Source organism: Martinezella lusitana (genome assembly GCF_014207095.1).
Lineage (GTDB): Bacteria > Pseudomonadota > Alphaproteobacteria > Rhizobiales > Rhizobiaceae > Rhizobium > Rhizobium lusitanum_B.
In genome coordinates this window covers 41,186-66,211 of sequence record NZ_JACHBG010000025.1, presented here as the reverse complement: position 1 = coordinate 66,211, position 25,026 = coordinate 41,186, and the positions used below count along the sequence as shown (strand labels likewise).

The window sequence follows — 25,026 nt, the reverse complement described above, 5'->3', positions numbered from 1 at the left end:
ATAGCGATGCAATTGACGCCGCATAGAGGACAATGGCTCAGGATCGGCGGTGTCGCCGCAATGTTGCTGTTGACGACCTCGGTCCAATTGGGTCAGGCCCTGTCGCGCGACGAGGTGCGACGAAAGACATCGGCGCTGGCAGCACTCGGCAAGGCTCTCTTCTTCGATCCGTCGCTATCGGCATCAGGCAGAACAGCCTGTTCCTCCTGCCACGACCCTTCCCATGCATTCGGGCCGGCTAACGATCGCTCGGTTCAGCTCGGCGGCGGCGATCTGAACCAGGTGGGGTTGCGGGCGGCACCCTCGCTCAAATATCTGCAGGTCGTCCCGCCCTTTAGTGAGCACTTCTTCGAATCCGAGGATGAGGCGGACGAAAGCATCGACAACGGACCGACCGGCGGTCTGACCTGGGACGGTCGGGTCGATCGCGGCAGTGAGCAAGCCAAAATTCCACTGCTTTCCGATTTCGAGATGGGCAATAAAAGCGGAGTTGAGGTCGGTCGCCACGTGCTAAAGGCTGGCTACGGCAAGGCGATCGCTGATATCGCGGGGCCGAAGGCTGGCGGCGACCCGGCGATCGCGTTTCGCACCGCGCTCAAGGCGCTTGAGGTGTTTCAGCAAGATTATAAGACCTTCTATCCCTACTCGAGCAAATATGACGCAGTGTTGGCCGGCAAGGTCGCGCTCACCCCTCAGGAGGCAAGAGGGCTTGAATTGTTCAATGCCCCTGACAAGGGCAATTGCGCGTCCTGTCATGTCAGTCAGCGCGGACACGACGGCACGCCGCCACAGTTTACCGACTATGGGCTGATTGCCATCGGAGTGCCCCGTAACCGCGATATTCCTGCCAACAAGGATCCGGCATTCCGCGACCTTGGTTTGTGCGGACCTTTGCGCACTGACTTTATCGGACGTCAGGAATATTGCGGGCTGTTTCGTACGCCAACGCTGCGCAATGTCGCCCTGCGTAAGGTTTTCTTCCACAATGGCGGTGTTCATTCGTTGCAAGACGCAGTGCGCTTTTATGTCGAGCGGGAGACCCATCCGGAGCGTTGGTACCCACGAAAAGCCGATGGCAGCCTCGATAAATATGACGATCTGTCGGAGGAGGCGAAAGCCAACGTCAACATGGATCCCCCCTTTGATCGCAAAGCGGGCGAAGAGCCAGCGCTTTCTTCAACCGAGATTGATGATGTGGTTGCCTTTCTTGCCACGCTTAGCGATGGTTACGAGCCGCCAAAGTGAGACGGACGCCCCGTGCGTGGCCGCTGCGCCTTTGATTTCGTGGCGCCGCTTGACCTCAGGTCGAGAAGGCCAAGGACGGAATCGGCACCTTTGCCCGAAGCGTTGATCTTGCCGTCGTCACCGATCTGAAGCTCGGCGCCATTGGCGAAACTGAGAGACCAGCCATCATCTGAAATGGTTCGGCGCCTGTCCGTCAGCTCGATCCCCGCTGCCGAAACCACTGCAATCACTTTGTCAACGTTCATGCTCGTGCTCTCCCTGTTGCTCCACTTTATTCATCCGAAACCTGAGCTGGCTCACTTCATTCCCATCACCGACCCAAATAGCCTCTCGCGAGATCGTCCTGAGGGAACGCTGACGACCTTCAGACCTACCTTACCAAAACTAATTGAAATGAGCTCGACATCGTTACACACTTCGCTGGTCGGTAACGATGCATTTCCTTTCGCGCTTCGAGGGCGCCGTCCCAAATTTGCCCTGCCGTAAACTCGGCGGGGAGCTTGGGATTCCGACTTTTTGCCTGCGCCCTGTCGTCTCTAGCCTGATATCGGCGACCAATGCTGGGGTCTCAGCCCCAGCGCGTGGTCCACAATAGACGTGCGTCATGGAGTTCGGCTCACGAATCTCTGCGGACCTGGATCGCAAACCAACGGTGCGGTAGCGGATCTGGGTGCTTGCTTATCGTGCCTCTATGCGCATTGAGCTTAGCAGCGCATCGATCAAGCCCGGGAACCGCGCATTCAAGTCCTCGCGGCGGAGAGATAACAGAAGCTCTCGGCCCGAAGGTTTTTGCCAGACGACGCCACTTTCACGCAGCGCGCGCCAATGATGCGTCAATGTCGACTTCGAGACACCCTCAAGGATAGAGCCGCAAGGGTGCTCTCCCCCGTCGGCGAGCTTTTTCAGGACACGTAGACGCGTCGGATTGCCGAGCGCCGCCAGCACGTTGGCAAGCTGGATCTGGTCGCGAGATGGGTGAAAGGGCAACATGAGATATAATTGTCCAAATGTACGTGTATTGTCAAACTATTTTTTAATGGTACGTATATACGCGTACAATCGTACGCGCTGCTCTGAAGCCGGCGTGTTAAACCTGTCTGGGGATTTCAATGGATGCTTATAATCAAACGCGATCTCATCACGGTCAAACTGGCCTTGGCTGGAGCTTGGTGCTTCTTGCCTTCGCCCAGCTCATTACCTCTCTCGATTTCAATATCGTCTATGTTGCGCTGCCGGAGTTAGGTGCCAGGCTCGGATTCACCAATCAGTCCCTGCAATGGGTCGTCAGTGCTTACGCATTGACCTTTGGCGGTTTTCTGCTCCTGGGCGGTCGGGCAGCCGATCTTCTTGGTCGACGCACCATGTTCATCGGCGCATTGCTGATTTATGCCCTGTCGTCGCTGCTCGGCGGACTAGCAACAAACTCAACTCTCATTATCGCTGCTCGCGCGCTCCAGGGTATGGGCGGAGCGCTTCTATTTCCGGCCACGCTCTCTCTGATCAACACGATCTTCGAGGAGGGGACGGCGCGCAACAGAGCGCTTGCCGTGTGGGGTGGAGCCGGCGCCAGCGGGCTTACGCTCGGGTCGCTTCTCGGCGGTTTTCTCACTCAGTCGTTCGGCTGGTCCTCGGTATTTTTCGTCAATGTACCGCTGGCGCTGATCGTTGTCCTCGGTGCGATCGTCGCAATTCCAAAAGATGCTGCCGGAAGCCTAAGCGGGCGATTTGATATTGCCGGAGCCGTCACCGTGACAGGTGGTGTCACCCTTCTCGTTTTCTCCCTCATTCAGGGACCCTCATATGGTTGGAGCGCGCCTCTGGTTCTGGCCTCCGATGTTTGTGCTGCCCTCCTGCTTTTGGCGTTCATTGCCGTTGAGAGCCGTAGTCGAGAACCGCTCATGCCGCTTCGATTGTTCGCCAATCGCAGCCTCGTCACGGCCATGCTGATCACCTTCATCTTCATGGGCACTTTCAGCGCACTGCCTTATTTTCTGACTGTACTCTTTCAGAGGGTCATGGGTTACGACGCGCTTCAGACCGGGCTTGCCTTTCTCGTTCCGTCTTTGTCGATTGCACTTGGTACCCAGATCGGTGAGCGGTTGGCGACAAAACGCGGGACGCAATACACTCTCATGATCGGTCTCATCATCGGTGCTGCCGGTACCGCCATCCTTGGTCGTTGCATCTATCCGGGTGGCGGTTACCTTGTACTCGTCCCCGGGCTGATCGTTGCCGGTATAGGCCAGGGTATGACGTGGACGGGCATGTGGATTGCCGCCGCGGCCGGTGTCGACGCGAAGGAACAGGGTGTTGCATCCGGTATGGCATCGACCAGCCTTCAGGTTGGTGGCGCCGTCGGTCTGGCGGTGTTGGTTGCGATCGCGGGTTCTTCTTTTGATGCCTCCGCTGAGGGCATGTCACACCTTGGTATCGTTGAAGGAACGCGAAATGCCATCTATGGGGCAGCTATCGGCATATGCGTTGCGCTTGTCGTCGCGCTATCGGCTCGACGGTCCGCTGAGTAGCAAAAATCGTTGTCGACTTCCGGGTAGCAGGGCAACTGCTGCCCTCTCGAACTGAAAGCCCTGGTCGTACCCCCTTGTCCTCCGCTCCCCTGACAAGAGGGGGCCATCCGGATAGTCGTCTGCGCCAAGATCCAGGTCCTCAGCTCGCGCCAGCGGCGCGTTTCTCGCCGTCAGCACAATGACAGATGTCTCGCTGCTTGCGCGGTGCCGCTGATAGCCTGACAGCGAGCTCCGTCTCATCTTCGACCAGCGAGGGTCGTATCGCCCTATCACCTTCACCATCATTTTCTGGTCAGACATAAGTCTCGGCCATCGAATTCTCGACTGCTCGATAAACTCGCTTGATCGAGCCGCATTTCAAACATTTTCGGCGTTGCAAATTTGCAAAAATAAATTGCAAGAAAATTGAAATGTGCTATCGAATATCGTCAGCGCCGAACATTGCAACGGCGCTTGCGGTCGGGAGGAGGACCATGGCCATGAGTTTGCAGGGGAAAGTTACACGCCGAACCTTCGGCAAGGCAGCGATTGCACTGGCAGCGACAATGACCTGGACCAGCATTGGCTGGGCGCAAGATCTATCCGGGGAAATATCAGTCTGGACCTGGAAAACGCCGGGCGAGGGCCTCAAGGCCGCAGTGCCAGCGTTCAACAAGAAATATCCGAATGTGAAAGTCACCATCGAAGACGTCGGCAACCCGGCGATATGGGACAAAATCACAACCGGTATGGCGGCTGGCGGCATTGGTTTGCCCGATATCATGAACATTGGTATCGACTACATGGGAAACTATGTTGAGACGTTTCCCGATGGCCTTGTCGATTTAAATGCGCTCGGCGCCAAGGATCTGGCCGGCAAGTTTCCAACTGGCGTCTGGGCGAGCGGCTCCGGCGCGGATGGCAAAGTGTACGGCATTCCCTACGAAGCGAACACGGCTGGTTTTTTCTATCGAAAGGACCTGTTCGACAAGGCCGGCATCGACATTTCCAAGATCGAGACCTGGGATGACATGCTCAAGGCCGGCGTGACGCTCAAGCAGCAGACCGGCGTGCCGATGTTCGGCACGGACAAGGCGGCGACCAGGCAGGAGGCGTCGAATCTGTGGCAATTGCTGGCGGCCCAGCAGGGTAGCTTCTTCTTCGATGCCAAGGGCGATATCGCCATGAATGATGCTGCAGGTGTGCGTGCGTTGACGATCATGAAGCAGGCCAATGACGCCGGGATCATGGCCGACATCCCCGGTGGCTGGGATTCGACGATCAAGCAGGTAAAGGGTGAGATCGGGGTGGCGGTGTTGCCCGTCGCCTCATGGATGGCGGGCGTCATTCGAGCTCAGGCACCCGACATGAAGGGTAAGTGGGCCGTCCGCCGCCCGCCGGCGGTTGAGTCCGGTGGGTTGACCGCGGCCGTCACCGGCGCCACTTATCTTTCCATCAACGCACAGAGCGCCAACAAGGACGCTGCATGGGCCTTCATCAACTTCGCCCTCGGCACGCTTGAAGGTCAGAAGCTCGTCTACGGCGGTGGCGGTCTGTTCCCGGGTTATAAGCCGTTGATCGAAAGCGCCGATTTCGTCGCTCCCGATCCATATTACGATGGCGAGAAGGTCAACCAGCTGTTCGTGGACGAACTGGCGCAAAAGACGCCTGCCATCAATTTCACGGGAGATTATGCGCAGGCGCTGAAGGCCTACATGGATGCGCAGACCCAGGTATTGCTGAAGGGCGCCGATCCGAAACAGGCGCTCGATGCGGCAGCAACGCTAGTTGCCGGCCAGACTGGCCGTAAAATCAAGCAATAATGTCTTCCGGCGCCCGTACCCACCCGGCGGGCGCCCGTTCCACCGCACCTCTCAGGCACCGGTACCCTCGTCATGACCATCGACAGAACATTCGCAAGGGATAAGAGATTTGTGGTCAGCCGCGCGATGGTTAAACCAAAAGGTCAATTTTTCCGGCGATTGACCCCATATCTCTTTCTAAGTCCGGTCTTCATTCTCTTTATTGCGTTCAAACTCTACCCATACGGCTATGCATTCTGGCTGAGCTTCACGAGCAGACGTGGGGGAAAAGTCACTTTTGTAGGGGTAGACAATTATCTCCGGCTACTTGGCGATCCGCTGTTTCGCAAGGCCCTCTCCAATACCGCGACGATTCTTGCCATTCAGGTGCCGATCATGCTCGTGCTCGCCATTGCGCTGGCCGTTGCATTCAATTCTATCCTGCTGAAGCTTCGCAGCTTGTGGCGCATGACATATTTTGTGCCGATCGTCATGGGATTGGTTGCCTACGGTATCCTATTCTCGATGCTGCTGAACAATCAGTACGGCCTCGTAAACTATGCACTCAATGCCGCGGGATTGCCGCGTATTCCCTGGTTGGCGGATCCGTTCTGGGCGCAAATATCGATCATGCTGGCACTGACCTGGCATTATACCGGCCAGAACGCCATCATCTATCTCGCACAGCTGCAGACTATCCCGTCGGATCTCTACGAGGCTGCGGCAATTGATGGTGCCAGCGGCTTTCAGCAGTTCCGGCATGTAACCCTTCCGGGACTTAAGCCGGCCATCATCCTAACGACCGTGCTGTCCAGTATCGGTACCTTGCAGCTTTTTGACGAACCCTATGTCCTTACCAATGGCGGACCTGACAATGCGACACTTACCATCGGCATGTATCTCTATCTGAACGGGTTCAAGTATTTTGATTTTGGCTATGCATCCACGATCGGCTATGCGCTGACCATTATCATTGGTGTTGTCTCGTTCATCCAGTTTCGCTTGCTCGGAGATGCTCGCTCATGATGGTCGGTTCTCAATCCAACTTTGGCCCTACGCGCTCGATCGCCCTCAATTTGGTCATAGCATTGGGCGGTCTTTTTATGGTCGCGCCATTTTATTGGTTGCTGATCGCCAGTACCCAACCAGGCACGTCATTCTTCAGCGGTCGGCCCATATTGCTGCCCGGAACGAGCCTTTGGGCGAACTTGTCACGGCTCTTCAGCGAGACTGAATTTGCCATGGCGATTGTCAATTCAACGGTTGTCGCTGCGCTCTACACATTCTTCGGCATGATCGTCTGTTCCATGGCAGGCTACGCTTTCGCCAAATTTCGTTTCGTCGGACAGAGTTTTTTGTTTGGCGTCGTTCTCCTGGCATTGGCATTGCCGTCGCAGGTGACCCTCGTGCCGCTGTTTCAGATCATGGTAGCGCTCAAATGGCTGAACACCTATCAGGCCCTGATCCTGCCGAACCTGGCCCTGCCATTCGGAATTTTCCTCATGCGGCAGTCGATGACATCGATTCCGGACGAACTCATAGAGGCAGCTCGCATGGACGGTGCCGGTGAAGTTCGAATCTTTGCGCAGATCGTAATTCCTGTCGTGCGACCGGCACTGGCGGCGCTCGCGATCTTTCTGTTTCTGGCTCAGTGGAACGAGTTCGTCTACGCGCTGATCGTGTTGCGCGAAAAGCATGCGTATACGATTCCAGTCGCACTGGCATCCATGCTGGATTCCCGCGGAACCGATTACGGCGCGTTACTGACAGGAACCATGCTTTCGGTTCTCCCGGTCCTCGGGGTTTTCCTCCTTCTCCAAAGACATTTCGTGGCCGGCATGCTTGCCGGTGCCGTCAAACAGTAAAACTTAGGAGCTTGTCCTTGATACTCGAAGAATTCGCATCGGATTTGGTGCGCCTTAACGGAACCTGGGCCGGCGCATCGGTCGACATCTCCAAGGATGCGCACCTGGCCGAAGAAGGCAGGTCGAACGATCTCAACGTCTTGAAGATTATTCCCGGTGAAAGTGATGTGTTTCGTGTCGCCATCCGGATTCCCCTCGAATGTGCGGAAGGATACTGGTATCCGGCCGGGCTGCACGAGCGGCCGTTGATGCCGGACTGGAAGGGGACAGATACGATCGGCATCGTGTCATCCTCACCGCTCGGTTGTCTCTACGACGGCGACGGTCGAGCAATGCTTGGTTACGCGACAGATTGGCTGGTGAAGGACTGCCAGCTGCAGTTTGGCGTCTCGGAAGAGGAGATGGCCTTTGTCATCCTCATCCAGCGCAAGCGCGCAGTCGCTGGGGAGCCTCTACAACTCGCTTTGGCCGATCGAGGCGATACGCTTTCCAGGACCGTCGCCGGTTTGCGCCAATGGCAGACAAAGCGTGTTGGCAAAGTGGGTCGCAATCTGCCCGAAGCCGCCAAGGCACCGGTTTACTCCACCTGGTACGCCTATTCCCAGGCAATCGATGCAAGTCTTATCGAGGCTGACGCTCTGGTTGCGCGCGACATCGGATGTCGTGCCGTTTTCATCGATGACGGCTGGCAGAAGATGGCCAATGGTCGCTGGTATGCGGGATGCGGCGATTGGCTGCCCGATGTCGGCAAGTTTCCCGATTTCAGGGCGCATGTGGCTCGGCTGAAAGCTCTTGGCATGTCGGTCGTCGTCTGGGTAGCTCCGCTGTTGCTGGGCAATAAAAGCGATGCATTTTCTCATATGGCTGTCTATGCTCCGCATCACGCGCCTCGTCTGCGCGCAAACATACTCGATGTGCGTTTTCGCGAGGTGCGCGACTTCTTCGTGTCGAGCTGTCTGCGGGTGATCGAGGATTATGATCTCGACGGACTGAAAATAGACTTTCTGAATGATGCGACCGTCTACGTCGGCACTCCAGGTCGCGGCGACATCAATGACGTTGGCGAAGCGATGCAACAGACGCTCGAGCAGCTTCGCTGCTCGCTTGAAGAGCGAGGGCGCGCCGACGCGATCATTGAATTCCGTCAGCCCTATGTGAATACAGCTGTGGCGGCTTATGCGAATGTGGTTCGCGCTTTCGATTGCCCCACCGATGTGGTGGTGGGGCGTCGTGCGATTATCGATACGCGCATGACGTCCAGCGCCGTGGTTCATTCCGACCCGTTGGTCTGGGATCGTTCAGGAGGTGCCCAAGCAGCGGCACGCCAGATCCTGGCGGGATATTTTTCGGTGCCGCAAATATCCATGCGGCTGACCGAGCTTCCCTCGGACCAGCGCGCGGTGATCAATCATGTTCTTGCTCATTGGGAGCGAACACGGGATATCGTCATTCATGGGAAACTGGATGGCGGACTTCCTTCTGCTGGCTACCCCGTCGTCCAATGTGTCGACGGCGCGGGAAATGGCGTTATCGGTGTCTATAGCGACACAATCGTGGATCTGGATTGCTCGGTATTCAGGCAACTGACCTTGCTCAACGCGACCACCAAAAGCAAGCTTGTCCTCCGTTTGAGCGGAGCACCGGCGGAGGTGATCGTCGACGTGAGCGATATGGTCGGGGCTCGCGTTCGGATAGCGAGCCACCGGCTCGATCAGGGGTTCTGGCTCGTTGATGTTCCGCCTTGCGGGATTGCCGTGCTCGATATACGGAGGGTGGACGAATAGATGAGCTCAGAGGAAGTCTGACCGCTGGAATGAAGGAAAAGCCGACCCCAAAACCACGGAAAGGGCGCCCCAGCGCCAGCAATGTAGCATTGGCGACGGTTGCCGAAATGGCTGGCGTCAGCGAAGCAACCGTTAGTCGTGTGCTCAACAGGCGCTATGGGATAGCGAGTGCTACGCGGCAAGCAGTTGAGGACGCTTTGCGCAAGTCCGGCTACGAACGGAGCACGCGCGGCAACATTGTTCTCATCCTGGTGCCGGGCTTGGCGAGCTTCTTTTTTTCCGATTTGTGCGACGCGTTCGCCGTCGAGCTGGGTCGCGCCGGATTAAACACCATCGTCGGGCCGGTCTATCCCGGAACCGTTCAGGAGCGTGATTATGTCGAGTCCCTGGTTCACCGCGGCATCGCTGCGGTGGTGTTCCTTTCGGCAAGCAATACGCTCGTGAATTCCGATCCTGTCGCGCATCAGTTGCTGCACGAACGTGGTGTACCTTTCGTCACCTTCAATGGGGCGTTTGCCGGAGTTGAAGCGCCAGTCTTCTCTACAGACGACTGGCGTGCGGCGGAACTGGCAGTCGGACATCTCTATGATCTCGGCCACCGCAGAATCGGTATCTGCACCGGTCCCGAAGGCAATATGCCCGCCGACCGAAGGCTTGAGGGCTTCCTGACGGCAATGAGGCGCCGGAATATCGCCGGCGTCGAGAAGCTTTGGGTAAGGCAGCCCTACGGGACTGAAGGAGGTCGGCGCGGAGCGGAGATGCTGCTCGCCGAGGGTGTCACAGGGATCGTTGCGGCCAGTGACGAGATGGCACTTGGCGCCATCAGGCATATCACGCGGGAAGGCTTGCATGTCCCGAGCGATATTTCGGTGGTCGGCTACAACGATTCACGTTGGCTGGATTTTACGGATCCTCCGCTTACCAGTGTGCGGCAGCCGGTGGATGATATTGTTAGAAGCATCACGTCCACCCTAAATGACATCATCGCCAACAGATCCTATGGTGTTGGTGAAATTCTGCTTGAGCCGGAACTGCGGGTCCGTGGTTCTACTGCCCCGGTGCCACCGGATAGGTGAGTGTTGTCGCTGAAGTGATGACGTGGGAAATCCTCTTTCTCCCGCAGGCACAATAGGTTCTGACCGATCTCTACTTGCCGCAAATCCGGCATTAACTCGTTTGCGGAGATCATCAAAGGCCGAGAAGATTGCGTCCTTCTATCATGTCGAACACCGTGCGGGGCCAGTCTACCACGAAGTCCTTGACTGGCCGGAAAAGGGTGAGGCTCACGGCGGCGGGCCGCAACATCGGTGTGTAAGCTCGAACTTATATCGGCAAATCCACCCTATATGCCAAGGCGCTGCTGCCCATATGGCGGCTGTTGTGCTCGCAGATACTCCAGCATCCGCGCGATCCCCTCGTGCAGATGGACCAACGGCGCCAGCCCGTAGGAGCGTTGCAGGGCCGTATCACCGCAGCGGTAGAAGACACCTTCGGGATGGTTCGACCGACCCGTGACTGTCGGTTGCCAGCCGATCTGCTGACTGATGGCCTCGGCCAATTCGATGAAGGATATTGCAATTCCGGTCGACAGATTGAGGCTGGCACCGTCGGGAAGCAACTCCTTCGTTTGCCAGATGAATTCGATGCAGTCGGAAATATGGATGAAATCACGGCACTGACGGCCTGAACCCCAAACAAAGACTTCCGCCGCGCCTTGCTCTGCAAGCAGACGGCGACATATCGCCGGGAAAGGGTAAGCCAAATCCTGATCCTCGCCGTAGCCGCTGAACGGCCTGTAGGCGATGGCGCGCTGGCCATAGCGCTCGACATAGAGCTTCATCAGATATTCGCCGGTCAGTTTCGCCCAGCCGTAGCTGAGGTCCGGCATGCCGATGGCCGCGTCGAAATTGATCATCTCCTCCGACAGCAGCCGATGATTGTCGACGGTCTGCAGTGATACAGGATAGGCCGCACTAGAGCTGAAGAATATCACCGAACCCGGTTTGGCGCGTACGGCCCACTGCCATAGCTTCGCATCGACAGCCAGATCCTCGGCGACGTCGAGCGCCTGCGTCTCGAGCGTCACGCGACCGCCGACCAGCGCGGCCAGATGGAAGACATAGTCAAAATACTCCGGCGGGCGAGCGAAGAATGTGCGGCAGTCTTCCTGGAGAAAGACCAAGTGGGAACCCGCAAATGACCGCCACAGATCAGGATGAAGCGCGCCCGTCCCCATGACCAGGGGATCGACGCAGACGACATCCAGTCCTTCCGCGACAAGCCGTCGGATAAGATGTCGACCAACGAAGCCGCAACCGCCCGTCACCAAAGCACGTGCCATTGTCCATCCCCCAACTAATGCGCAAGAAAACCGCTGCGCCCCGTATAAATGTCTACCATTCGCCGCCCCCATTCCGCCCTGCTCGGCGCGATGCGTTGGCCAAGGGCAAACGCACCCTTGCTCAGTCTTCGCATCAGGTGGTCGTCATCCGTCGCTGCCAATTTCTCGGCCAGTGAATCCGCATCGCCGCTTTCGAAGACCAGACCGGCGCTGTTGTTTTCGACCTCCGCCGCAATCAGTGCATTGCTGCTGACAATCACCGGGATGCCGGACATCAGCGCCTCGGCTGCGACCAGACCGTAAGGCTCAGGCATACGCGACGGCATGACGAAGACGCGCGCTTCGCCAGCAAGCCTCGTTACCTCCTCATCACTTAGCCAGCCGGGCACGAAGCAATGCGGCAGAGCGCGCTGCATCTCCCCAAGCAACGGTCCGCGGCCGATGAGTGTCGCCGTCCTTCCGGTCTTGTTGAGCGCATCCGCCAGTGTCCGCACTCCTTTCTCCCAGCACATGCGGCCGAGAAAGATCGTGCGGTGGTTGCGCCATGCTTCTACCGGTCCTCGCGTCAACGGTTCAGTCGGTGTGCGCAGCGTCGTGAAATGCTGGAGAGGGCCGGAGCGCAAATGCGCCTCCATGTTTTCATGCGCCAGCACGATGCCGATGCGGCCCCAGAAATCCTCGCCGACATTCCGCTGCGTCAAAGTACGGCGGAAACGCCAGAGCTTGTGGAAGTAGTTGCGCTTGTCGCAATTGCTCGTGAGACATGCGGCGGACAGCGGCTTGACATGGCAGACATCACCGCTGCGAAAATCGATAAGTCCTCCGTTCGGACAATTCAGGAAGAAGTCATGCGCGGTGACAATGACCCTGGCCTCATGTTTGGCAAGCGCATAAAAGATCGATGGCGACAGGATCTGCGACCAGCCATGGACATGCACGACGGTCTCCTCCGCCGATTCCTGAAGCAATCCCTCCATCGCCTCGTAGGCGCGCCGGTTGTAGTTCTTTGTGAAAACATCGGTGAGGGTCGGGCCTTCCCGAAGAGGACGCTCGCCAAGCGCAACTGTCCGGATGCCGGAAAACCGCGGCTTGAGGCCTTCACCGTCATCGCCGACCAGCACGGCGCAAGTCAGACCAGCATCCCTGCTTGCCTCAAGACATTGCAACGCCACCTTGGTCGCACCACCGCGAACGGTTGAAACATCATTGACGAGTATGAGACGCATGAGATTCGAAACTTGCCCCCCTTATGTCTCTGGTCCGGCTGAAAGATATTGGTGTCTCCCATCACAGGCCCGACACATATAAAGCGACCTAACCCCGTGACATTTCAATTCATCCATTCGCAGGAGGGCATCCTGCTTTCAGGTTGAATCACGCCCTTGTCGGCGGTTCCTCGCTGACAGACCGCCGCGCCAGGTGGTACCTTGCGCGGCGGTGCCCGTACTCGCATCTACTGTGGCTGGAATGGCCGAATTCAATGAGCCACGATCAGCATCTGCAGACAGTGATGCGGCCATGAATACCTGCTGTCTCAACATGCTTCCCGCGAAAGGATGCCAATCTGCGATCATTCTGTATCATGTCGGAAGCAGTGAACCCGCACCGGGAGTTGAAATCCTTCCCAGAGCGGCCAAACGGTCAAGCAGCCTACTTCAAGTAGGATTCTGCGATGGCTCTGTAGATCGCAATAGCCTGATTGAATTTCTCGATCTCGACAAACTCGTCCGTCTGACCGCTCATGCCAAGCTCTCCCGGTCCGATGATCACAAATGGCGTTTCGAAGGCCGAGGTGTAGATCGTCGCATCGGAATAGTAGGCTACACCCGATATCCGAGGAGCCTGCGATCGGTTTGCGGCGCAGGCCTGCAGGCAGGTTTGCGTGAATGGATGATCGATGGCTGTCTCGACGGACGGCTTGAAGTCGAGGATCTCCAGATCCAGTCCTAACGGTTCCAGCAGATCGAGTATTTCCGAGGGAGCGGTTCCGGGGTGGATCCTGACGTCGATGTCGACGAAGCAGCGATCAGGCGTCACGTTCACCGCCGCGCCCCCATGGATCGTTCCGATCCGGATTGTCGGCTCCGGTAGAAGCGGATGATCCGTGCAAGGCAGTGGGACGGACTGAATCTGCGGAAGAATGGATACCATCTTCATGATCGCATTGTCGCCGCCATCACCCGAAACATGCCCGACACGGCCGAAAGCCGTTGCGCGTAACCACAGGACGCCCATTTCGGCAATGATGAGCTCAAGGGATGAGGGCTCGCTGACCAAAATGGCTCCCGCCTCGGCGAATGTCCGCCGCTCCACAAAGCGCTTCGCACCGAGACAGTTGGAACTCTCACCAGCGGAGAAAGCGAGCAGCAGGTCACCGGTCAGCGGCGTTCCCGTGGCCGCGATCTCAAGAAGCGCGGCCGTCATTGCGACAACGCCGCTTTTCATATCCGATGCGCCCCGACCATATAGACGGCCGTCCCTGATATGACCACCGAACGGCTCCTCGGTCCATCCGGTGGTTCCGACCGGGACCGTATCGAGATGAGCGGAGAAGACGAGCGGAGGCTTTGTGCCGGCGCCGGGCAGGCGCGCCAGGAGATTGGCCCGTCCCGGCGCAAACTCATCCAGTTCCACTTGGACTCCGGCGCGGATCAATTCCGCCTCGAGGCTGCGCGCCACCTCGATTTCCCGGCCTGGTGGATCGCAGCTTTCAATCCTCACAAGTTTGCACAGGAGATCGAGTGGCGTGTCGCATGTTCCGGAGGTTAGCTTGTCTTCGATATACATCGCAATTCACCTTTGAACTTGTTCGATCGATCTAAAAAACGGAGGTGGGCGACTTCACCGCTCCTGCGCGGTAAGTTGAAGAGACGGCCGGAGATATGCGGAACGGTCGCGCTCCTGCCGCCTCGCGGCGATCGCGATATAAGCAAAAACCGCGGTCATGATGATCACGCCGCTTACCATCGTTGTTGGCGTCGGCTGTTCGCCGAAAGCCAGCCACACCCACAAGGGAGAAAGCGGACCCTCCAGCGCATTGATCAATGCCGTTTCCTTTGCCGGCAGCATGCGGGCGCCGATGGTGAATAATGTGAAGCTCAAAGCGACCTGCAGGAAGGCGAATAGTGCGAGAAGCGCCGCATCGTGCCAGGAAATGGCCAGTGAAGGAGCCAATGGCAGCGCGATGGCCGCTACGAAGACGTTGGCCAGACAAACATAGGGGAGGAGCGAATATCCCGGCCGGGCTCGTATGGCCAGAGCCACAAAAACCAGTGCCGCCGTCGAGGCAAACGCGAGGAGATCTCCGCCAATTCCATGGCCTTGGCTTGAGGACGACAGCAAGAGAGCGGCTCCGAGAACGACTGCTAGCGCGCAAAGGACCGTGACGCTGTCGAGCCGCTCGCGGAGCCAGAAATAGGCGAGCAATGCGGTAAGAATGGGTGCAGTGGCGTAGATCAAGGCGACATTTGCAACTGATGTGAGCGCGAGGGCCGGCAGAAATGTCGCCATGCTGGCCGCAATGCCGAGCGATACAACGAGCCCGTGACGGACATCTCCTCGCGGCGCTGCAAATCCTTGGCGCTGATGCGCGATGAACGCATAACCTGCCAAGAACATTGCGGCAAAAATGCTTCGCCAGAACGAAGTCGTCCATGGATCGAGGGCGATCGCGCGGAAAAACAGACCGCCCAGACTCCATGCGACGGCTGCGGCGCCAACGAAAAGAACGCCTTTCAGATGGTTTGAGAGATGTGGAGGCATGATGACGCATTTCTCCTTTCGAGCCTTCCGGTCAGAAGGCCGATCGTGTGGAATGGTGGATGGATTTGCCGCGAGGGCTAAAGGCCGCCCGCAAGCATCATGCGACCTTTTCGATCACGGAGCCCGTGTCGCTGCCGCGGCGGCCGACCATGCTGGCGACAGCACCCCATTCGATGGCACGCTCGGGATAGTCGCGCGGGCAGGAGGCACCAAGCCGAATGGCAACTTCCTGGCTGTTCACGCCCGCCGCAGCCGCGAGTTCGTCAATCCCGAAATCATCATAGAGGAAATCAACTGCGCCACCGCGCTCGCGGGCGAATTCGGGCACATCCGTCAAGTCTACCGTGGTGTATTCCATCGAAATGCGACCGACGACAGGAGCGATGTATTGTCCGATCTTGACGTTGAGCTTGTTTGCGCAGGCCCACGGAAGTCCGTGCTTGTACCCGATGCCGACAATTCCCAGACATGTGTCCCGCCTGGTACGGAAGGTTGCTCCATATCCGACAGCCTGGCGGTGGGGCACGTTTCGGATGTCGACAAGAGGTGCCCGGAGCCGAGCAACCGATCGCAACGGGTTCGGATAGATGCGGGCATTGTTCAGGCCGTAGAGGGCCGATCCGATCCGCGCGATATCGAAATGATAGGCTCGGCCGAGCCATAAGCCCGCCGACGCGCTGAGGCTCCTGCTTGCTTCGGGAAACATCTTCGCCGCAGCGATGAAGCGATCCCGTTGCTGCTTGTTCGTGAGATCGTGGGCATTGTCGCTGCACGCGAGATGGCTGAAGATACAGGATGGTGGATTGTTCTGGAAAACCCCCGATGCCTTGAGATCCTGCAAACCATCAATGTTGAGGCCAAAGCGGGAAAAGCCCGTCTCGACATTGAGGAAATAGGGAGCCGGAGCGGTCGCGTCCGCGATCCCCACCAGATCTTCCCTGCTGTTGACGACGGCAACAAGATTTGCCTCACGGTAAACATCTCGAGACTTCACCACGTCGCCTGAGAAAACGACAATTCGGGCGTTCAGACCCGCTGATCTCAGCGATAGCGCTTCATCCAGATTGGCAACGAAAAACAGATTGCAGCCGGCATGGCTAAGTGCTTTGGCGACGCTGGTCAGACCGAGACCATATGCGTCGCTTTTCACGACGGCGGCAATCTCGGTGGCCTTGCCGGCTATGGTGTGCGCATGCCTGTAGTTGAATTCTACGGCGGCCAGATCGACTTGAAAGACTGCACTGGGGATGATCGACATGTTTTCCATCCTGTGAAATCGCAGCGGGTTTGGTTCGACCCTCCCAAGTCGTGGCCACGCCGGTGAACGACCGGCGCTGTTTCCAAGCGTTATAGTGCCCTTGAATCCCCTTTTGAGATTGTTTTTCAGGCGCTTTGCAAACCCCATGCTCGACAACGGAGCTAAGCATTTGCACGTAATTTATGCATCTCTACATTGAACGTTTTATGTCAGGCGCGCGGCGAAATTTTGAATATCAATGATTTACAAATTGATGAATTATAATATCAATATGTCGTTTATTCTACATTTTTCGATGATACTTCCTAAAGTTGCGTGAGTCATAGCAATATATACATTAATAATTCTATATATGTGCCTGATATTGTTTATTATATAATTTAATTGAGTCGTTTGTATCGGAAATATGACTATAGGCGCGTTTTTTGTTGCGGGATTTCGATGCGATCGCCTTTGATGGCCTCGGAATCTGACAAATCCTGGTTGTGTTTCCTACAAATAAGGGTCGAGGCAATTTCTTTAGTTGCCTATTGTTTGGTCACATACATTCGGAATGTAGAGACAAGACAGGGGCTTATAAACCTCGGTCGTTATGCCTTCGGCTATCGACAGGCTGTGGAAGATCTAACCCGATTAAACGAATTCGCGCATCAATCGATAATGAATTTTCGTTAAATATTTCCCGCCACTTGTGGTCCGATCAAAGGTGTATCCAGCGACATCCTGTCGGATCAGGCACGCCAGCAAGAATAAAGGGGATCAAAATATGCTGTCGAAAGTCATTACAAGTGCAATAATTGCGGCCTCATTCCTTGTGACAACCGCATCCGCTTCAGAAAACAAGCCGCTGACCGTCGGCATGACGACGTGGGTCGGCTACGGCCTCCTGCATCTTGCCGACCAGAAAGGCTTCTTCAAAAAGAATGATGTCGAGGTTTCGCTCGTGACGGTTCAGGATAAACCATCCACCTCCGCCGCGATCGCCACCGGTCGCCTCGACGGCTGGTCGACGACGGTCGACACCTTCATTTTCTATAATGCGCAGAAACTCGGCATCAAGCAGGTGCTGGCCGTCGACTTCTCCAAGGGTGGTGAAGGTATCGTTGCCACGAATGAGGTGAAGTCCGTTCAGGATCTCAAGGGAAAGACGCTTGGCGCCGAGGAAGGTTCGAGCACCTACTTCTTTCTCTTGAATCTGCTTGCCGACAACCAGATGACGACGAAGGACGTGAAACTGCAGTCGATGCGGGCCGGAGATGCGGGGGCGGCATTTGCGGCCGGTCGCCTGGATGCTGCGGCGACATGGGATCCCTGGCTCTCGAAAGCCAAGGAGCGTGGCGGGCATATCCTGGCAAGCTCCGCCGACAAACCGGGCCTGATCGTCGACACTGTCGCGTTTCGCACAGATGTGATCGAAAAACGCCCTGACGATATCAAGAATTTCATCAAGGCCTATTTCCAGGCTTATGACTACTGGAAGTCGTCGCCCGACGAAGCCAACGCCATCATGGCCAAGGCGCTGGGCGTCAAGGACGAGGAATTCAAATCGTCACTTGCCGGGCTCGAATTCGTCTCGCGGGAGGCGAACGAAAAGTATATCGGCTCCGGCACTTCTTTGGGCGAGATCAAGAATGTCACCCAGCGTGGTGTCGGCTTCTATACGAAGGCTGGGCTCCTGAAGGAAGCCCTCGATGCCGGCAAGGTCGTCGATGCCAAACCGCTGGCCGCAGCACTCGGAAAGTGAGGCGTCGAATGACCGTCGATTCAATAAAGGAACAGATTGGGGTCATGAGCGGCCCCCATGATGGCCGTTCGGTCAGGAATTCGAGGGCTCGTGGCCTGTTTGCAATCCGCAATCCGCTTTCCAGGCCCGTATCCCTGGCGCTTTCGGTCGCATTTTTCCTCGTCCTTCTGGCCGTGTGGGCATTCGTCTCGGCCACTGGCCTGGTCAGCGACTTTTTCCTTCCCGGCCCTGTCCAGGTTATAGGCGCGGCCTGGAGCCTCTATATCGACAAGGGCTTCCTTGGCGATATCGCTGTCAGCATATATCGCGTGCTCGTCGGCTTCGGCCTCGCCGCGATCGTCGCCGTACCTCTCGGCCTGATGATGGGATCGGTCCAGTTCTTCCGATCGCTTCTCGAACCCTGTCTTGCCTTTACGCGCTACATGCCCGCCACCGCTTTCATCCCATTGCTGGTGCTGTGGCTCGGGATCGACGACGGGCAGAAGTTCTCCGTCATCTTCGTCGGCACCTTCTTTACGTTGACGCTGATGGTGATGGTCAGCACGCTGGCGGTTTCCGTTGCGCTGATCGAGGCGGCGATCATGCTGGGGGCCACCCCCATGCAGATCATCTTCAAGGTGATCCTGCCGGCGGCGAAGCCGGCAATCTTCAACGATCTTCGGATCGTCCTCGGCTGGGCCTGGACTTACATCGTCATAGCCGAGATTGTCGCAGCGTCGAGTGGCGTCGGCTACATCATCCTGAGCGCCTCGCGTTTCATGGACACGGCTACGATCTTCGTCGGCATCATCTCGATCGGCCTCATCGGTCTCATCAGCGACATGATCTTCAATGTCGCGGGGCGTTATTTCTTTCCCTATCTCCAGCGCGGGCGGTCCTGAGGAAAAATCATGTCTGACATTATCGGAATCCATCGCGTCACCAAGACTTTCGGAGACGGTAAAAGCAGGGTCACGGCCCTCGAAGACGTGTCCCTGACTATCCGAGACGGCGAGTTCGTCGTCTTCCTCGGGCCTTCGGGCTGCGGAAAGTCCACGCTACTACGGATGATCGCTGGTTTGAGCACCCTGTCGGCCGGCAACATCTTCATTGATGGCCGGCCCGTCGACGGACGCGATCCGTCGGTCGGCATGGTCTTCCAATCCTATACCTCCTTTCCCTGGCTGACTGTCGAAGACAATATTGCTTTCGGCCTCAATCTCGCGCGAACGGACCGTCATACATGCCGTGAAAAGGTGAGCCGTATCCTTGAGCGGGTATCGCTGACGAAATTCGCCGCGTCCTACCCATCGCAATTGTCCGGCGGTATGCAGCAGCGTGTCGCCATTGCAAGAGCATTGGCGATGGAGCCTAAGATCCTGTTGATGGATGAGCCGTTTGGGGCGCTTGATGCGCTGACACGCGTCGAGATGCAGACCTTCCTGCTGGATCTCCGATCCCAGGATCGAAAGACGGTCGTATTCGTTACGCACGACATCGATGAAGCAATGCTCTTGGCCGACCGGATCGTGGTGTTCTCTCCGCATCCCGGTCGTGTCGCCGAGATCATTGAGGTGGATATTCCGCATCCACGCACCATTGAGCAAACCGAGCGTCCAGATTTCACGCAGCTGCGGCATAGGCTCAGGCACCTGCTGTTCTCCATGGCGAAAAGCGCGGCCTAAATCAGGGCGATTTGAACGCTATTCGACCTTCACCCTGAGCAGTGCCTATCCAAGAATTCAAAGCGGGATGGCGGAAGCTATGAGAGATTTCCGCCAACCCGCTTTGATCACACTACGCATTCATCAGCGCATCCGCCATGACACGCGCAAGAGCCTTGGCGGCAAGGCTTGGCTGCTTTCGGGAATATTTGATGCTGAGCGTGGTATGCGGCAGGAGCGGCAGCATCGCCGTGTCGTCCAGTATCCGTACACCGTTGGTCGCATCGCCCTCCGTCACGACCGAGATTGCAAGACCGGCTCGCACCACTGAGAGAACCCCTTCGAGGCTCGTGCAGGAAAACTTGCATTTCCACGGAATGTTCTGGGCATCCAGTACGGCAGTCGCGGTTCTGCGATAGGCGCAACCACCATTCACCGCGGCGAGCGACACCACCCCATCGACCGGCGGCGACCAGGTCGGCCCGGCAATCCAGACGATCCGCTCGGTCCTCAAGATCTCGCCTGTGCTGCCGCCGACTTCCCGCACCAGCGCGAGATCGAGATTGCGGTCTTGCAGGTCACGCAGATGGTTGGCGCCGAGGCCGGCGCGCATTTCCACCGCGACGCCGGGCTTGTCGGCCATAAAGCCGCCGAGGGCCTCGGTAATCAACCCGAAGAGATAATAGTCGTCCGGAACGCCGATAACGACGGTTCCGCTCAAGAGCTGCGGCTTGAAGCTCTGCTCCAACTCGTCGACGGACTGCAGTACCCGCGCGGCATGGGGAACAAGATCGCGGCCATCCGCGGTCAGCCGGCAATTACGCGTCGTTCGCTCGAAGAGCTGTTTTCCCAGATGTTCTTCGAGCCGCGCGATCTGATGGCTGACCGTGGATTGGGTGATGTTGAGCCGCGCGGCCGCCGCCGAGAAGCTCTTGGTGTCGGAAACGGTCAGGAAGCAACGAAGTAGGGATGTGTCCATGGCGCTCGACTGTATTTATTGCCGTTGTCGATTATTCCATGACAGATTATCGCTTCTTTGAATGAAACGGAACGGCCATTCTTCAATGATCACCAGAGGATGGCTCATGCACGCAACAAATTTACGACAGGACGCCGGCGCGGCCGGACAATTCGATCCGATTACATTTCTGCAGGCGATCGTCGCGATTGACAGCTGCGATCCGCCGGGAGGCGAGCTGGATGTCGCCAGAGAGGTTCACCAACAACTTCTGGCTCTGGGCATCGAATCGGAACTTGAGGAATTCTTGCCGGGTCGGGCGAACGTACTCGGAAGGGTCCGTGGATTGGGCGAGAAGCAAGGCCTCGTGCTGTCCGCCCATATGGATACCGTGCCGGCCGGCACCATGCCATGGCGGCACGATCCGTTCTCTGCCACGATTTCGAACGGACGTCTCTACGGTCGTGGCTCATCTGACATGAAGAGTGCTCTGGTCGCAATGATCTCCGCGGCGGCAAGTCTTGCAGCGCGCAAGAGCCTGCTGAAAGGCGACGTGATCCTGGCGTTCACGGCGGGGGAAAGCGCAAACCTTCTCGGCGCCCGACGCTTCATCGAGCGCGGACTGAAGAACGAGATAGGAGCCTTCCTGTGTGGCGAGCCAAGTGGTCTCGACATTGTTATCGTCGAAAAGGCAGCACTCTGGCTTCGGGCAACCGCCACGGGGCGTCTCGGCCATGTGTCCGGCGACGCGGGTATCAACGCCATCACCACCATTAATGGATTTTTGGCGCGCCTTGCTGAGCTTGAATTGAACTGCGTGGCTCACCCGCTTCTCGACGGACCGACCATTCGTGTCGGTCGCATCGAAGGGGGCTCGGCCGTTAACCTGACGCCTGATCGCTGCTTTGCGGATTTCGACATCCGACTGCCTCCGGGTGCCGATCATCTCGCGGTCATTCGACAAGTCGAAGAGATTGCGCCGGAGACGGTCTCAATCAGTGTTCTGGACTTCAAGCCGGCTGTGGAAAGCGGGTCCAACGAGCCATTCGTGCGACTCTGCAGTGAGGTCTGCACTCGGCACATCGGCCGCGAGCCAGCGCTCAAGGGCGTGTCCTACTACAGTGACGCGACCGTTCTTCTTGAGGGGCTCGATGTGCCCTTTGCGATTGTCGGGCCTGGGGATCTCGGTCTCAGCGGCCAGCCGGACGAGTCGGTATCCGTCGACAACGTGCTGAAGGCCGCGCAGATCTATGCTGATATCGCGGAGGTATGGCTCTCATGCTGATGAAGACGCCGTCACGCCCTAGGGTCGGCATCACGCCCGATCTCAACGATCTCGACGCGCCGGAGACCGAATATGTGGTTCGTCGCAATTACGCCGACGCCCTTTTGCGCCACGGCGGACTTCCTCTCATCCTGCCCTATGTGGATGACGTCACGCCCTATCTTGAGACAATCGATGGTCTTCTGGTCACGGGCGGAATGTTTGATATCGACCCCGCTCTCTACGGCCAGGGCGCCTCGCTAAGCTGTGTCATGAAGCCGCTCCGGACCGCTTTCGAAAAGGCGCTGATCGAAGGAGCACTCGGGTTGGGAATTCCTCTTCTTGGAATCTGCAATGGGATGCAGCTCTTGGCAGTGTGCCTCGGCGGCCAACTCGTCCAGGACATCCCGAGCCAGGTGCCAGGCGCGCTGGAACATAAGCCGGATCAGCCGGCATTTCGTGCGCAGCACGAAATCACAATTGCCTGCCAGCCCCGCTGCCTTCGGGCGGTTGCGCCGGGAAGATATTGGGTCAACAGTGTTCATCACCAGGCCGTTCAGCCCTCCACAGCATATCGGCCAATCGCCGTCGCGTGCGATGGTGTGATCGAAGCGATCGAGGCCGTCGACCATGGCTTTGCCGTTGGCGTCCAATGGCATCCCGAATATGCGGCAGGCGAAGCGGATGCACCGATCTGGCGGAGTTTCATCGACGCGGCGACGGAATTTTGTCTCACCCGATCGGCGGTGCTCCATGGTTGAGACACCGGAACATCGTCTGCAGGCCATGGGATTGCGACTTCCTTCGATCTTGAAGCCCGCCGGCAACCTGCCCGGCTTCAAGATCGACCAGGGTCTGATCTTCGTGTCCGGGCAACTGCCTCTCGAAGACGGCCAATCGCGCCATGTCGGGAAAGTGGGCGCATCAGTTGCCGCAGAGGAAGGTAACAAGGCGGCAGCGTTGGCGGCATTGAACGTCGTCGCTCAGCTTAAGCTGGCGACCGGCGGCCATTTGTCGAGAGTGCGCGAGATCGTCAAACTCTCGGGGTTCGTGAACTGCGCGCCGGATTTCGTCGACATTGGCGCCGTCGTTGACGGCGCATCCGACCTGCTTGTGTCAGTATTCGGCGAGCAAGGGCGGCATGCACGCTTCGCGATCGGGGTTCAGTCACTGCCGCGTGGGGTGCCGGTCGAAGTCGAGGTGATCGCCCGCCTCTCCAACGAGGAATAGCCTGATGTCCGAGATCGTCATATTGGGTGCCGGTGTCGTGGGCATGACATCGGCCTACGCGCTTGCACGGAAAGGGCACGCCGTCACGATCATCGACGCGGCCAACGCTCCGGCTGAAGCAGGAGCGAGCTTCGGGAACGGGGCGCAGCTCAGCTATTCCTACACGGATGCGCTCGCCTCACCATCTCTGGTCCGAAACCTGCCGAAATACATGCTCGGCCTCGATCCGGCATTCCAGTTCCGGCCGACGCTCTCGCCCGGTTTCTGGTCGTGGGCCGCCGCCTTTCTAGCAAATGCGACCAGGGCCAAATTCGAGGCCAACACGATCGAAGTGCTGAAACTGGCCATGGAGAGCCGGCGGGCCTTCGCCAAAATCCGTGATTTGCTAGACTTCGACCATCGTGCGACAGGCAAGCTCACGCTCTATTCCAGCCTGCAGGCCGTGCACAGTGCAGGGGCTCTCAGTCGGTTGAAGAACGCCCACGGAGCTGGACAGGTCATGCTGTCGCCGAAAGAGGCGCTCGAACGCGAACCTGCCCTTGCGCGTTACGGGCATTCCTTTGCCGGTGCTCTGTGGTCGCCATTTGACGAGTCGGGGGATTCGCAACGCTTCTGCCTCGGCCTGCGACATCTGCTCGAGAACCAATATGGCGTGACCTTCAGCTTCGGCACAAAGGTTCGGGCCTTGACGAAACGGGCAGGCAGGCTCGTCGCCATAAGAACCGAAAAGGGTGAGCGGGCCTGTGATCGGGCGGTCCTGTCACTCGGCGTTTGGAGCCGGGACGTCGCGGCAACGGCTGGCATCATGCTTCCGGTCTGGCCGATGCAGGGCTATTCGATGACGATCCCCGCGACGGCGCATGCGCCCATCGCCAGCATCACCGACAGTGCCCGCAAGATCGTCTTCTGCCGGGTTGGCGATCGGCTGCGCATCGCTGGCCTGGCCGACATCGGCCGCAGCAACGGACAATTTGATCCGTCCCGCTTCAATAGGTTGGTGGAGACGGCAAGAGAGATCTTTCCCGACGCCGGCGAGTATGCTGCGGACAAGACTGCCTGGACCGGCTTCCGACCAATGTCCCCCGATAGCCGGCCGATTGTCGGCCCGAGCAAGGTCAAGGGCCTGTTCCTGAACTGCGGCCACGGCTCGTTGGGATGGACGCTTTCGATGGGAACCGCGGCGCGCCTGGCTGAGCTTTTCGATTGACGGGCGAGGGCTGCTCATCTCTCATCGTCCGCCTTTCCAGGATAGGGGAGGGGCGTCGCGAATTTAACGGAATTTGCGCCAGGCTGCGGGATGAGGAACCCTGGCGGGCCGAGACCCGCGCAACCCCTGCTAAAGCCTTGGCTTCATCCTTTTGATGCCTTCGCCAGCATCTCGCTGAGTGTTGCCGCAGAGAGCATGGCCTCGGCCAAAAGCTTCTTGAGCTTCTGGTTCTCGTCCTCCAATGCTCTTACCCTCTTTGTATCGAGACCGGCATTTCCGAACTGCAGGGATTGCCACCGATAGAAGGTCGGCTCGCTGATGCCGTGCCTGTGGCAAACATCGGCAACCGTCACCCCGGCTTGGTGCTCTTTCAGAATGCCCGTAATCTGGTCGTTGTCGAATCTTCTCTTGCCCATCAC

General features: G+C 57.8%; 24 protein-coding genes. 14 read left to right on the top strand and 10 right to left on the bottom strand.

What is annotated here, in order from left to right; translation table 11 throughout:
• Positions 1 to 6: 6 nt before the first annotated feature.
• Positions 7 to 1,245: a cytochrome-c peroxidase gene (locus GGD46_RS29080; protein WP_184710295.1), complete on the top strand. Its 1,239-nt coding sequence runs from the start codon at positions 7 to 9 to the stop codon at positions 1,243 to 1,245.
• On the opposite strand, the gene GGD46_RS29075 is transcribed toward GGD46_RS29080, so the two are convergent.
• Positions 1,227 to 1,490: a hypothetical protein gene (locus GGD46_RS29075; RefSeq protein WP_184710293.1), complete on the bottom strand. Its 264-nt coding sequence runs from the start codon at positions 1,488 to 1,490 to the stop codon at positions 1,227 to 1,229. The two genes, GGD46_RS29080 and GGD46_RS29075, sit on opposite strands and share 19 nt — an antisense overlap.
• 433 nt (positions 1,491 to 1,923) lie before the next feature.
• Positions 1,924 to 2,235 carry an ArsR/SmtB family transcription factor gene (locus GGD46_RS29070; protein ID WP_184710291.1) on the bottom strand — a complete coding sequence of 104 codons (312 nt, stop codon included), beginning with the start codon at positions 2,233 to 2,235 and terminating at the stop codon, positions 1,924 to 1,926.
• Between the two features lie 119 nt (positions 2,236 to 2,354).
• Between GGD46_RS29070 and GGD46_RS29065 the strand changes: the two genes are divergently transcribed.
• The 3 genes from GGD46_RS29065 to GGD46_RS29055 all read left to right on the top strand — a co-directional run bounded on the left by GGD46_RS29065 (position 2,355) and on the right by GGD46_RS29055 (position 6,577).
• Entirely contained in the window at positions 2,355 to 3,770 is a 1,416-nt protein-coding gene (locus GGD46_RS29065) for an MFS transporter (RefSeq protein ID WP_184710289.1), read from the top strand.
• Positions 3,771 to 4,243: 473 nt separating this feature from the next.
• On the top strand, positions 4,244 to 5,572 hold the full coding sequence (locus GGD46_RS29060; protein ID WP_184710287.1) for an ABC transporter substrate-binding protein: 1,329 nt from the start codon (positions 4,244 to 4,246) through the stop codon (positions 5,570 to 5,572).
• 72 nt (positions 5,573 to 5,644) lie between these two features.
• Positions 5,645 to 6,577, top strand: a complete 933-nt coding sequence (locus tag GGD46_RS29055; protein WP_246806501.1) for a carbohydrate ABC transporter permease — start codon at positions 5,645 to 5,647, stop codon at positions 6,575 to 6,577.
• A gap of 91 nt (positions 6,578 to 6,668) precedes the next feature.
• Here GGD46_RS29055 and GGD46_RS34330 read toward each other — a convergent pair whose 3' ends face one another.
• Positions 6,669 to 6,794: a hypothetical protein gene (locus GGD46_RS34330; protein WP_281414754.1), complete on the bottom strand. Its 126-nt coding sequence runs from the start codon at positions 6,792 to 6,794 to the stop codon at positions 6,669 to 6,671.
• Between GGD46_RS34330 and GGD46_RS29050 the strand changes: the two genes are divergently transcribed.
• The 3 genes from GGD46_RS29050 (at position 6,793) to GGD46_RS29040 (ending at position 10,276) form a co-directional block, all read left to right on the top strand.
• Positions 6,793 to 7,416: a carbohydrate ABC transporter permease gene (locus GGD46_RS29050; RefSeq protein WP_210325754.1), complete on the top strand. Its 624-nt coding sequence runs from the start codon at positions 6,793 to 6,795 to the stop codon at positions 7,414 to 7,416. The two genes, GGD46_RS34330 and GGD46_RS29050, sit on opposite strands and share 2 nt — an antisense overlap.
• Positions 7,417 to 7,433: 17 nt before the next feature.
• Positions 7,434 to 9,200, top strand: a complete 1,767-nt coding sequence (locus GGD46_RS29045) for a glycoside hydrolase family 36 protein (protein WP_184710285.1) — start codon at positions 7,434 to 7,436, stop codon at positions 9,198 to 9,200.
• An 89-nt stretch (positions 9,201 to 9,289) separates the two neighbouring features.
• Positions 9,290 to 10,276 carry a LacI family DNA-binding transcriptional regulator gene (locus GGD46_RS29040; RefSeq protein WP_210325753.1) on the top strand — a complete coding sequence of 329 codons (987 nt, stop codon included), beginning with the start codon at positions 9,290 to 9,292 and terminating at the stop codon, positions 10,274 to 10,276.
• A gap of 266 nt (positions 10,277 to 10,542) precedes the next feature.
• Here the strand turns inward: GGD46_RS29040 and GGD46_RS29035 are convergent, their stop codons facing one another.
• From GGD46_RS29035 to alr, 5 genes are all read right to left on the bottom strand, one after another.
• On the bottom strand, positions 10,543 to 11,541 hold the full coding sequence (locus GGD46_RS29035) for an NAD-dependent epimerase/dehydratase family protein (RefSeq protein ID WP_184710281.1): 999 nt from the start codon (positions 11,539 to 11,541) through the stop codon (positions 10,543 to 10,545).
• A 14-nt stretch (positions 11,542 to 11,555) separates the two neighbouring features.
• Positions 11,556 to 12,767 carry a glycosyltransferase family 4 protein gene (locus GGD46_RS29030; protein ID WP_184710279.1) on the bottom strand — a complete coding sequence of 404 codons (1,212 nt, stop codon included), beginning with the start codon at positions 12,765 to 12,767 and terminating at the stop codon, positions 11,556 to 11,558.
• Between the two features lie 424 nt (positions 12,768 to 13,191).
• Positions 13,192 to 14,220, bottom strand: coding sequence for a M20 family metallopeptidase (locus GGD46_RS29025; protein ID WP_313206340.1), 1,029 nt, complete (start codon positions 14,218 to 14,220; stop codon positions 13,192 to 13,194).
• Positions 14,221 to 14,382: 162 nt separating this feature from the next.
• Entirely contained in the window at positions 14,383 to 15,303 is a 921-nt protein-coding gene (locus GGD46_RS29020) for a DMT family transporter (RefSeq protein WP_184710275.1), read from the bottom strand.
• 97 nt (positions 15,304 to 15,400) lie between these two features.
• Positions 15,401 to 16,561 (bottom strand): alanine racemase, encoded by a 1,161-nt coding sequence (gene alr, locus GGD46_RS29015; RefSeq protein ID WP_184710273.1) that lies wholly within the window; start codon positions 16,559 to 16,561, stop codon positions 15,401 to 15,403.
• Positions 16,562 to 17,327: 766 nt separating this feature from the next.
• Between alr and GGD46_RS29010 the strand changes: the two genes are divergently transcribed.
• Genes GGD46_RS29010 through GGD46_RS29000 form a run of 3 tightly spaced genes read left to right on the top strand, consistent with a single transcriptional unit; the run spans position 17,328 to position 19,969 of the window.
• Positions 17,328 to 18,305, top strand: a complete 978-nt coding sequence (locus tag GGD46_RS29010) for an ABC transporter substrate-binding protein (RefSeq protein ID WP_184710271.1) — start codon at positions 17,328 to 17,330, stop codon at positions 18,303 to 18,305.
• Positions 18,306 to 18,313: 8 nt separating this feature from the next.
• On the top strand, positions 18,314 to 19,186 hold the full coding sequence (locus GGD46_RS29005) for an ABC transporter permease (RefSeq protein WP_210325752.1): 873 nt from the start codon (positions 18,314 to 18,316) through the stop codon (positions 19,184 to 19,186).
• 9 nt (positions 19,187 to 19,195) lie between these two features.
• Entirely contained in the window at positions 19,196 to 19,969 is a 774-nt protein-coding gene (locus tag GGD46_RS29000) for an ABC transporter ATP-binding protein (RefSeq protein WP_184710267.1), read from the top strand.
• A 112-nt stretch (positions 19,970 to 20,081) separates the two neighbouring features.
• Here the strand turns inward: GGD46_RS29000 and GGD46_RS28995 are convergent, their stop codons facing one another.
• A complete protein-coding gene (locus tag GGD46_RS28995; protein WP_184710265.1) occupies positions 20,082 to 20,927 on the bottom strand; it encodes a LysR family transcriptional regulator in 846 nt (281 codons plus the stop codon).
• Between the two features lie 106 nt (positions 20,928 to 21,033).
• Here GGD46_RS28995 and GGD46_RS28990 point away from each other — a divergent pair, with 106 nt between their 5' ends.
• From GGD46_RS28990 to GGD46_RS28975, 4 genes are read left to right on the top strand one after another with little or no spacing between them, the layout of a single operon-like run.
• The gene (locus GGD46_RS28990; RefSeq protein ID WP_184710263.1) at positions 21,034 to 22,191 is read left to right on the top strand and encodes a M20 family metallopeptidase; all 1,158 of its coding nucleotides are present in this window, start codon (positions 21,034 to 21,036) and stop codon (positions 22,189 to 22,191) included.
• Positions 22,185 to 22,931, top strand: a complete 747-nt coding sequence (locus GGD46_RS28985; protein ID WP_184710261.1) for a gamma-glutamyl-gamma-aminobutyrate hydrolase family protein — start codon at positions 22,185 to 22,187, stop codon at positions 22,929 to 22,931. The genes GGD46_RS28990 and GGD46_RS28985 overlap by 7 nt, the downstream gene beginning before the upstream one ends.
• Complete coding sequence (locus GGD46_RS28980; RefSeq protein WP_184710259.1) at positions 22,924 to 23,400, top strand: RidA family protein; 477 nt, start codon at positions 22,924 to 22,926, stop codon at positions 23,398 to 23,400. The genes GGD46_RS28985 and GGD46_RS28980 overlap by 8 nt, the downstream gene beginning before the upstream one ends.
• Before the next feature lie 4 nt (positions 23,401 to 23,404).
• On the top strand, positions 23,405 to 24,607 hold the full coding sequence (locus tag GGD46_RS28975) for an FAD-dependent oxidoreductase (protein WP_184710257.1): 1,203 nt from the start codon (positions 23,405 to 23,407) through the stop codon (positions 24,605 to 24,607).
• 143 nt (positions 24,608 to 24,750) lie between these two features.
• Here GGD46_RS28975 and GGD46_RS28970 read toward each other — a convergent pair whose 3' ends face one another.
• Positions 24,751 to 25,023, bottom strand: coding sequence for a transposase (locus GGD46_RS28970; protein ID WP_184710255.1), 273 nt, complete (start codon positions 25,021 to 25,023; stop codon positions 24,751 to 24,753).
• Positions 25,024 to 25,026 lie beyond the last annotated feature (3 nt).

Coding starts and splice junctions, on each gene's coding strand:
- GGD46_RS29080 (WP_184710295.1), top strand. CDS start 7: ATGCAATTGACGCCGCATAGAGGACAATGGCTCAGGATCGGCGGTGTC.
- GGD46_RS29075 (WP_184710293.1), bottom strand. CDS start 1,490: ATGAACGTTGACAAAGTGATTGCAGTGGTTTCGGCAGCGGGGATCGAG.
- GGD46_RS29070 (WP_184710291.1), bottom strand. CDS start 2,235: ATGTTGCCCTTTCACCCATCTCGCGACCAGATCCAGCTTGCCAACGTG.
- GGD46_RS29065 (WP_184710289.1), top strand. CDS start 2,355: ATGGATGCTTATAATCAAACGCGATCTCATCACGGTCAAACTGGCCTT.
- GGD46_RS29060 (WP_184710287.1), top strand. CDS start 4,244: ATGGCCATGAGTTTGCAGGGGAAAGTTACACGCCGAACCTTCGGCAAG.
- GGD46_RS29055 (WP_246806501.1), top strand. CDS start 5,645: ATGACCATCGACAGAACATTCGCAAGGGATAAGAGATTTGTGGTCAGC.
- GGD46_RS29050 (WP_210325754.1), top strand. CDS start 6,793: ATGGCGATTGTCAATTCAACGGTTGTCGCTGCGCTCTACACATTCTTC.
- GGD46_RS34330 (WP_281414754.1), bottom strand. CDS start 6,794: ATGGCAAATTCAGTCTCGCTGAAGAGCCGTGACAAGTTCGCCCAAAGG.
- GGD46_RS29035 (WP_184710281.1), bottom strand. CDS start 11,541: ATGGCACGTGCTTTGGTGACGGGCGGTTGCGGCTTCGTTGGTCGACAT.
- GGD46_RS29030 (WP_184710279.1), bottom strand. CDS start 12,767: ATGCGTCTCATACTCGTCAATGATGTTTCAACCGTTCGCGGTGGTGCG.
- GGD46_RS29020 (WP_184710275.1), bottom strand. CDS start 15,303: ATGCCTCCACATCTCTCAAACCATCTGAAAGGCGTTCTTTTCGTTGGC.
- alr (WP_184710273.1), bottom strand. CDS start 16,561: ATGTCGATCATCCCCAGTGCAGTCTTTCAAGTCGATCTGGCCGCCGTA.
- GGD46_RS29010 (WP_184710271.1), top strand. CDS start 17,328: ATGCTGTCGAAAGTCATTACAAGTGCAATAATTGCGGCCTCATTCCTT.
- GGD46_RS29005 (WP_210325752.1), top strand. CDS start 18,314: ATGACCGTCGATTCAATAAAGGAACAGATTGGGGTCATGAGCGGCCCC.
- GGD46_RS29000 (WP_184710267.1), top strand. CDS start 19,196: ATGTCTGACATTATCGGAATCCATCGCGTCACCAAGACTTTCGGAGAC.
- GGD46_RS28995 (WP_184710265.1), bottom strand. CDS start 20,927: ATGGACACATCCCTACTTCGTTGCTTCCTGACCGTTTCCGACACCAAG.
- GGD46_RS28990 (WP_184710263.1), top strand. CDS start 21,034: ATGCACGCAACAAATTTACGACAGGACGCCGGCGCGGCCGGACAATTC.
- GGD46_RS28985 (WP_184710261.1), top strand. CDS start 22,185: ATGCTGATGAAGACGCCGTCACGCCCTAGGGTCGGCATCACGCCCGAT.
- GGD46_RS28980 (WP_184710259.1), top strand. CDS start 22,924: ATGGTTGAGACACCGGAACATCGTCTGCAGGCCATGGGATTGCGACTT.
- GGD46_RS28975 (WP_184710257.1), top strand. CDS start 23,405: ATGTCCGAGATCGTCATATTGGGTGCCGGTGTCGTGGGCATGACATCG.
- GGD46_RS28970 (WP_184710255.1), bottom strand. CDS start 25,023: ATGGGCAAGAGAAGATTCGACAACGACCAGATTACGGGCATTCTGAAA.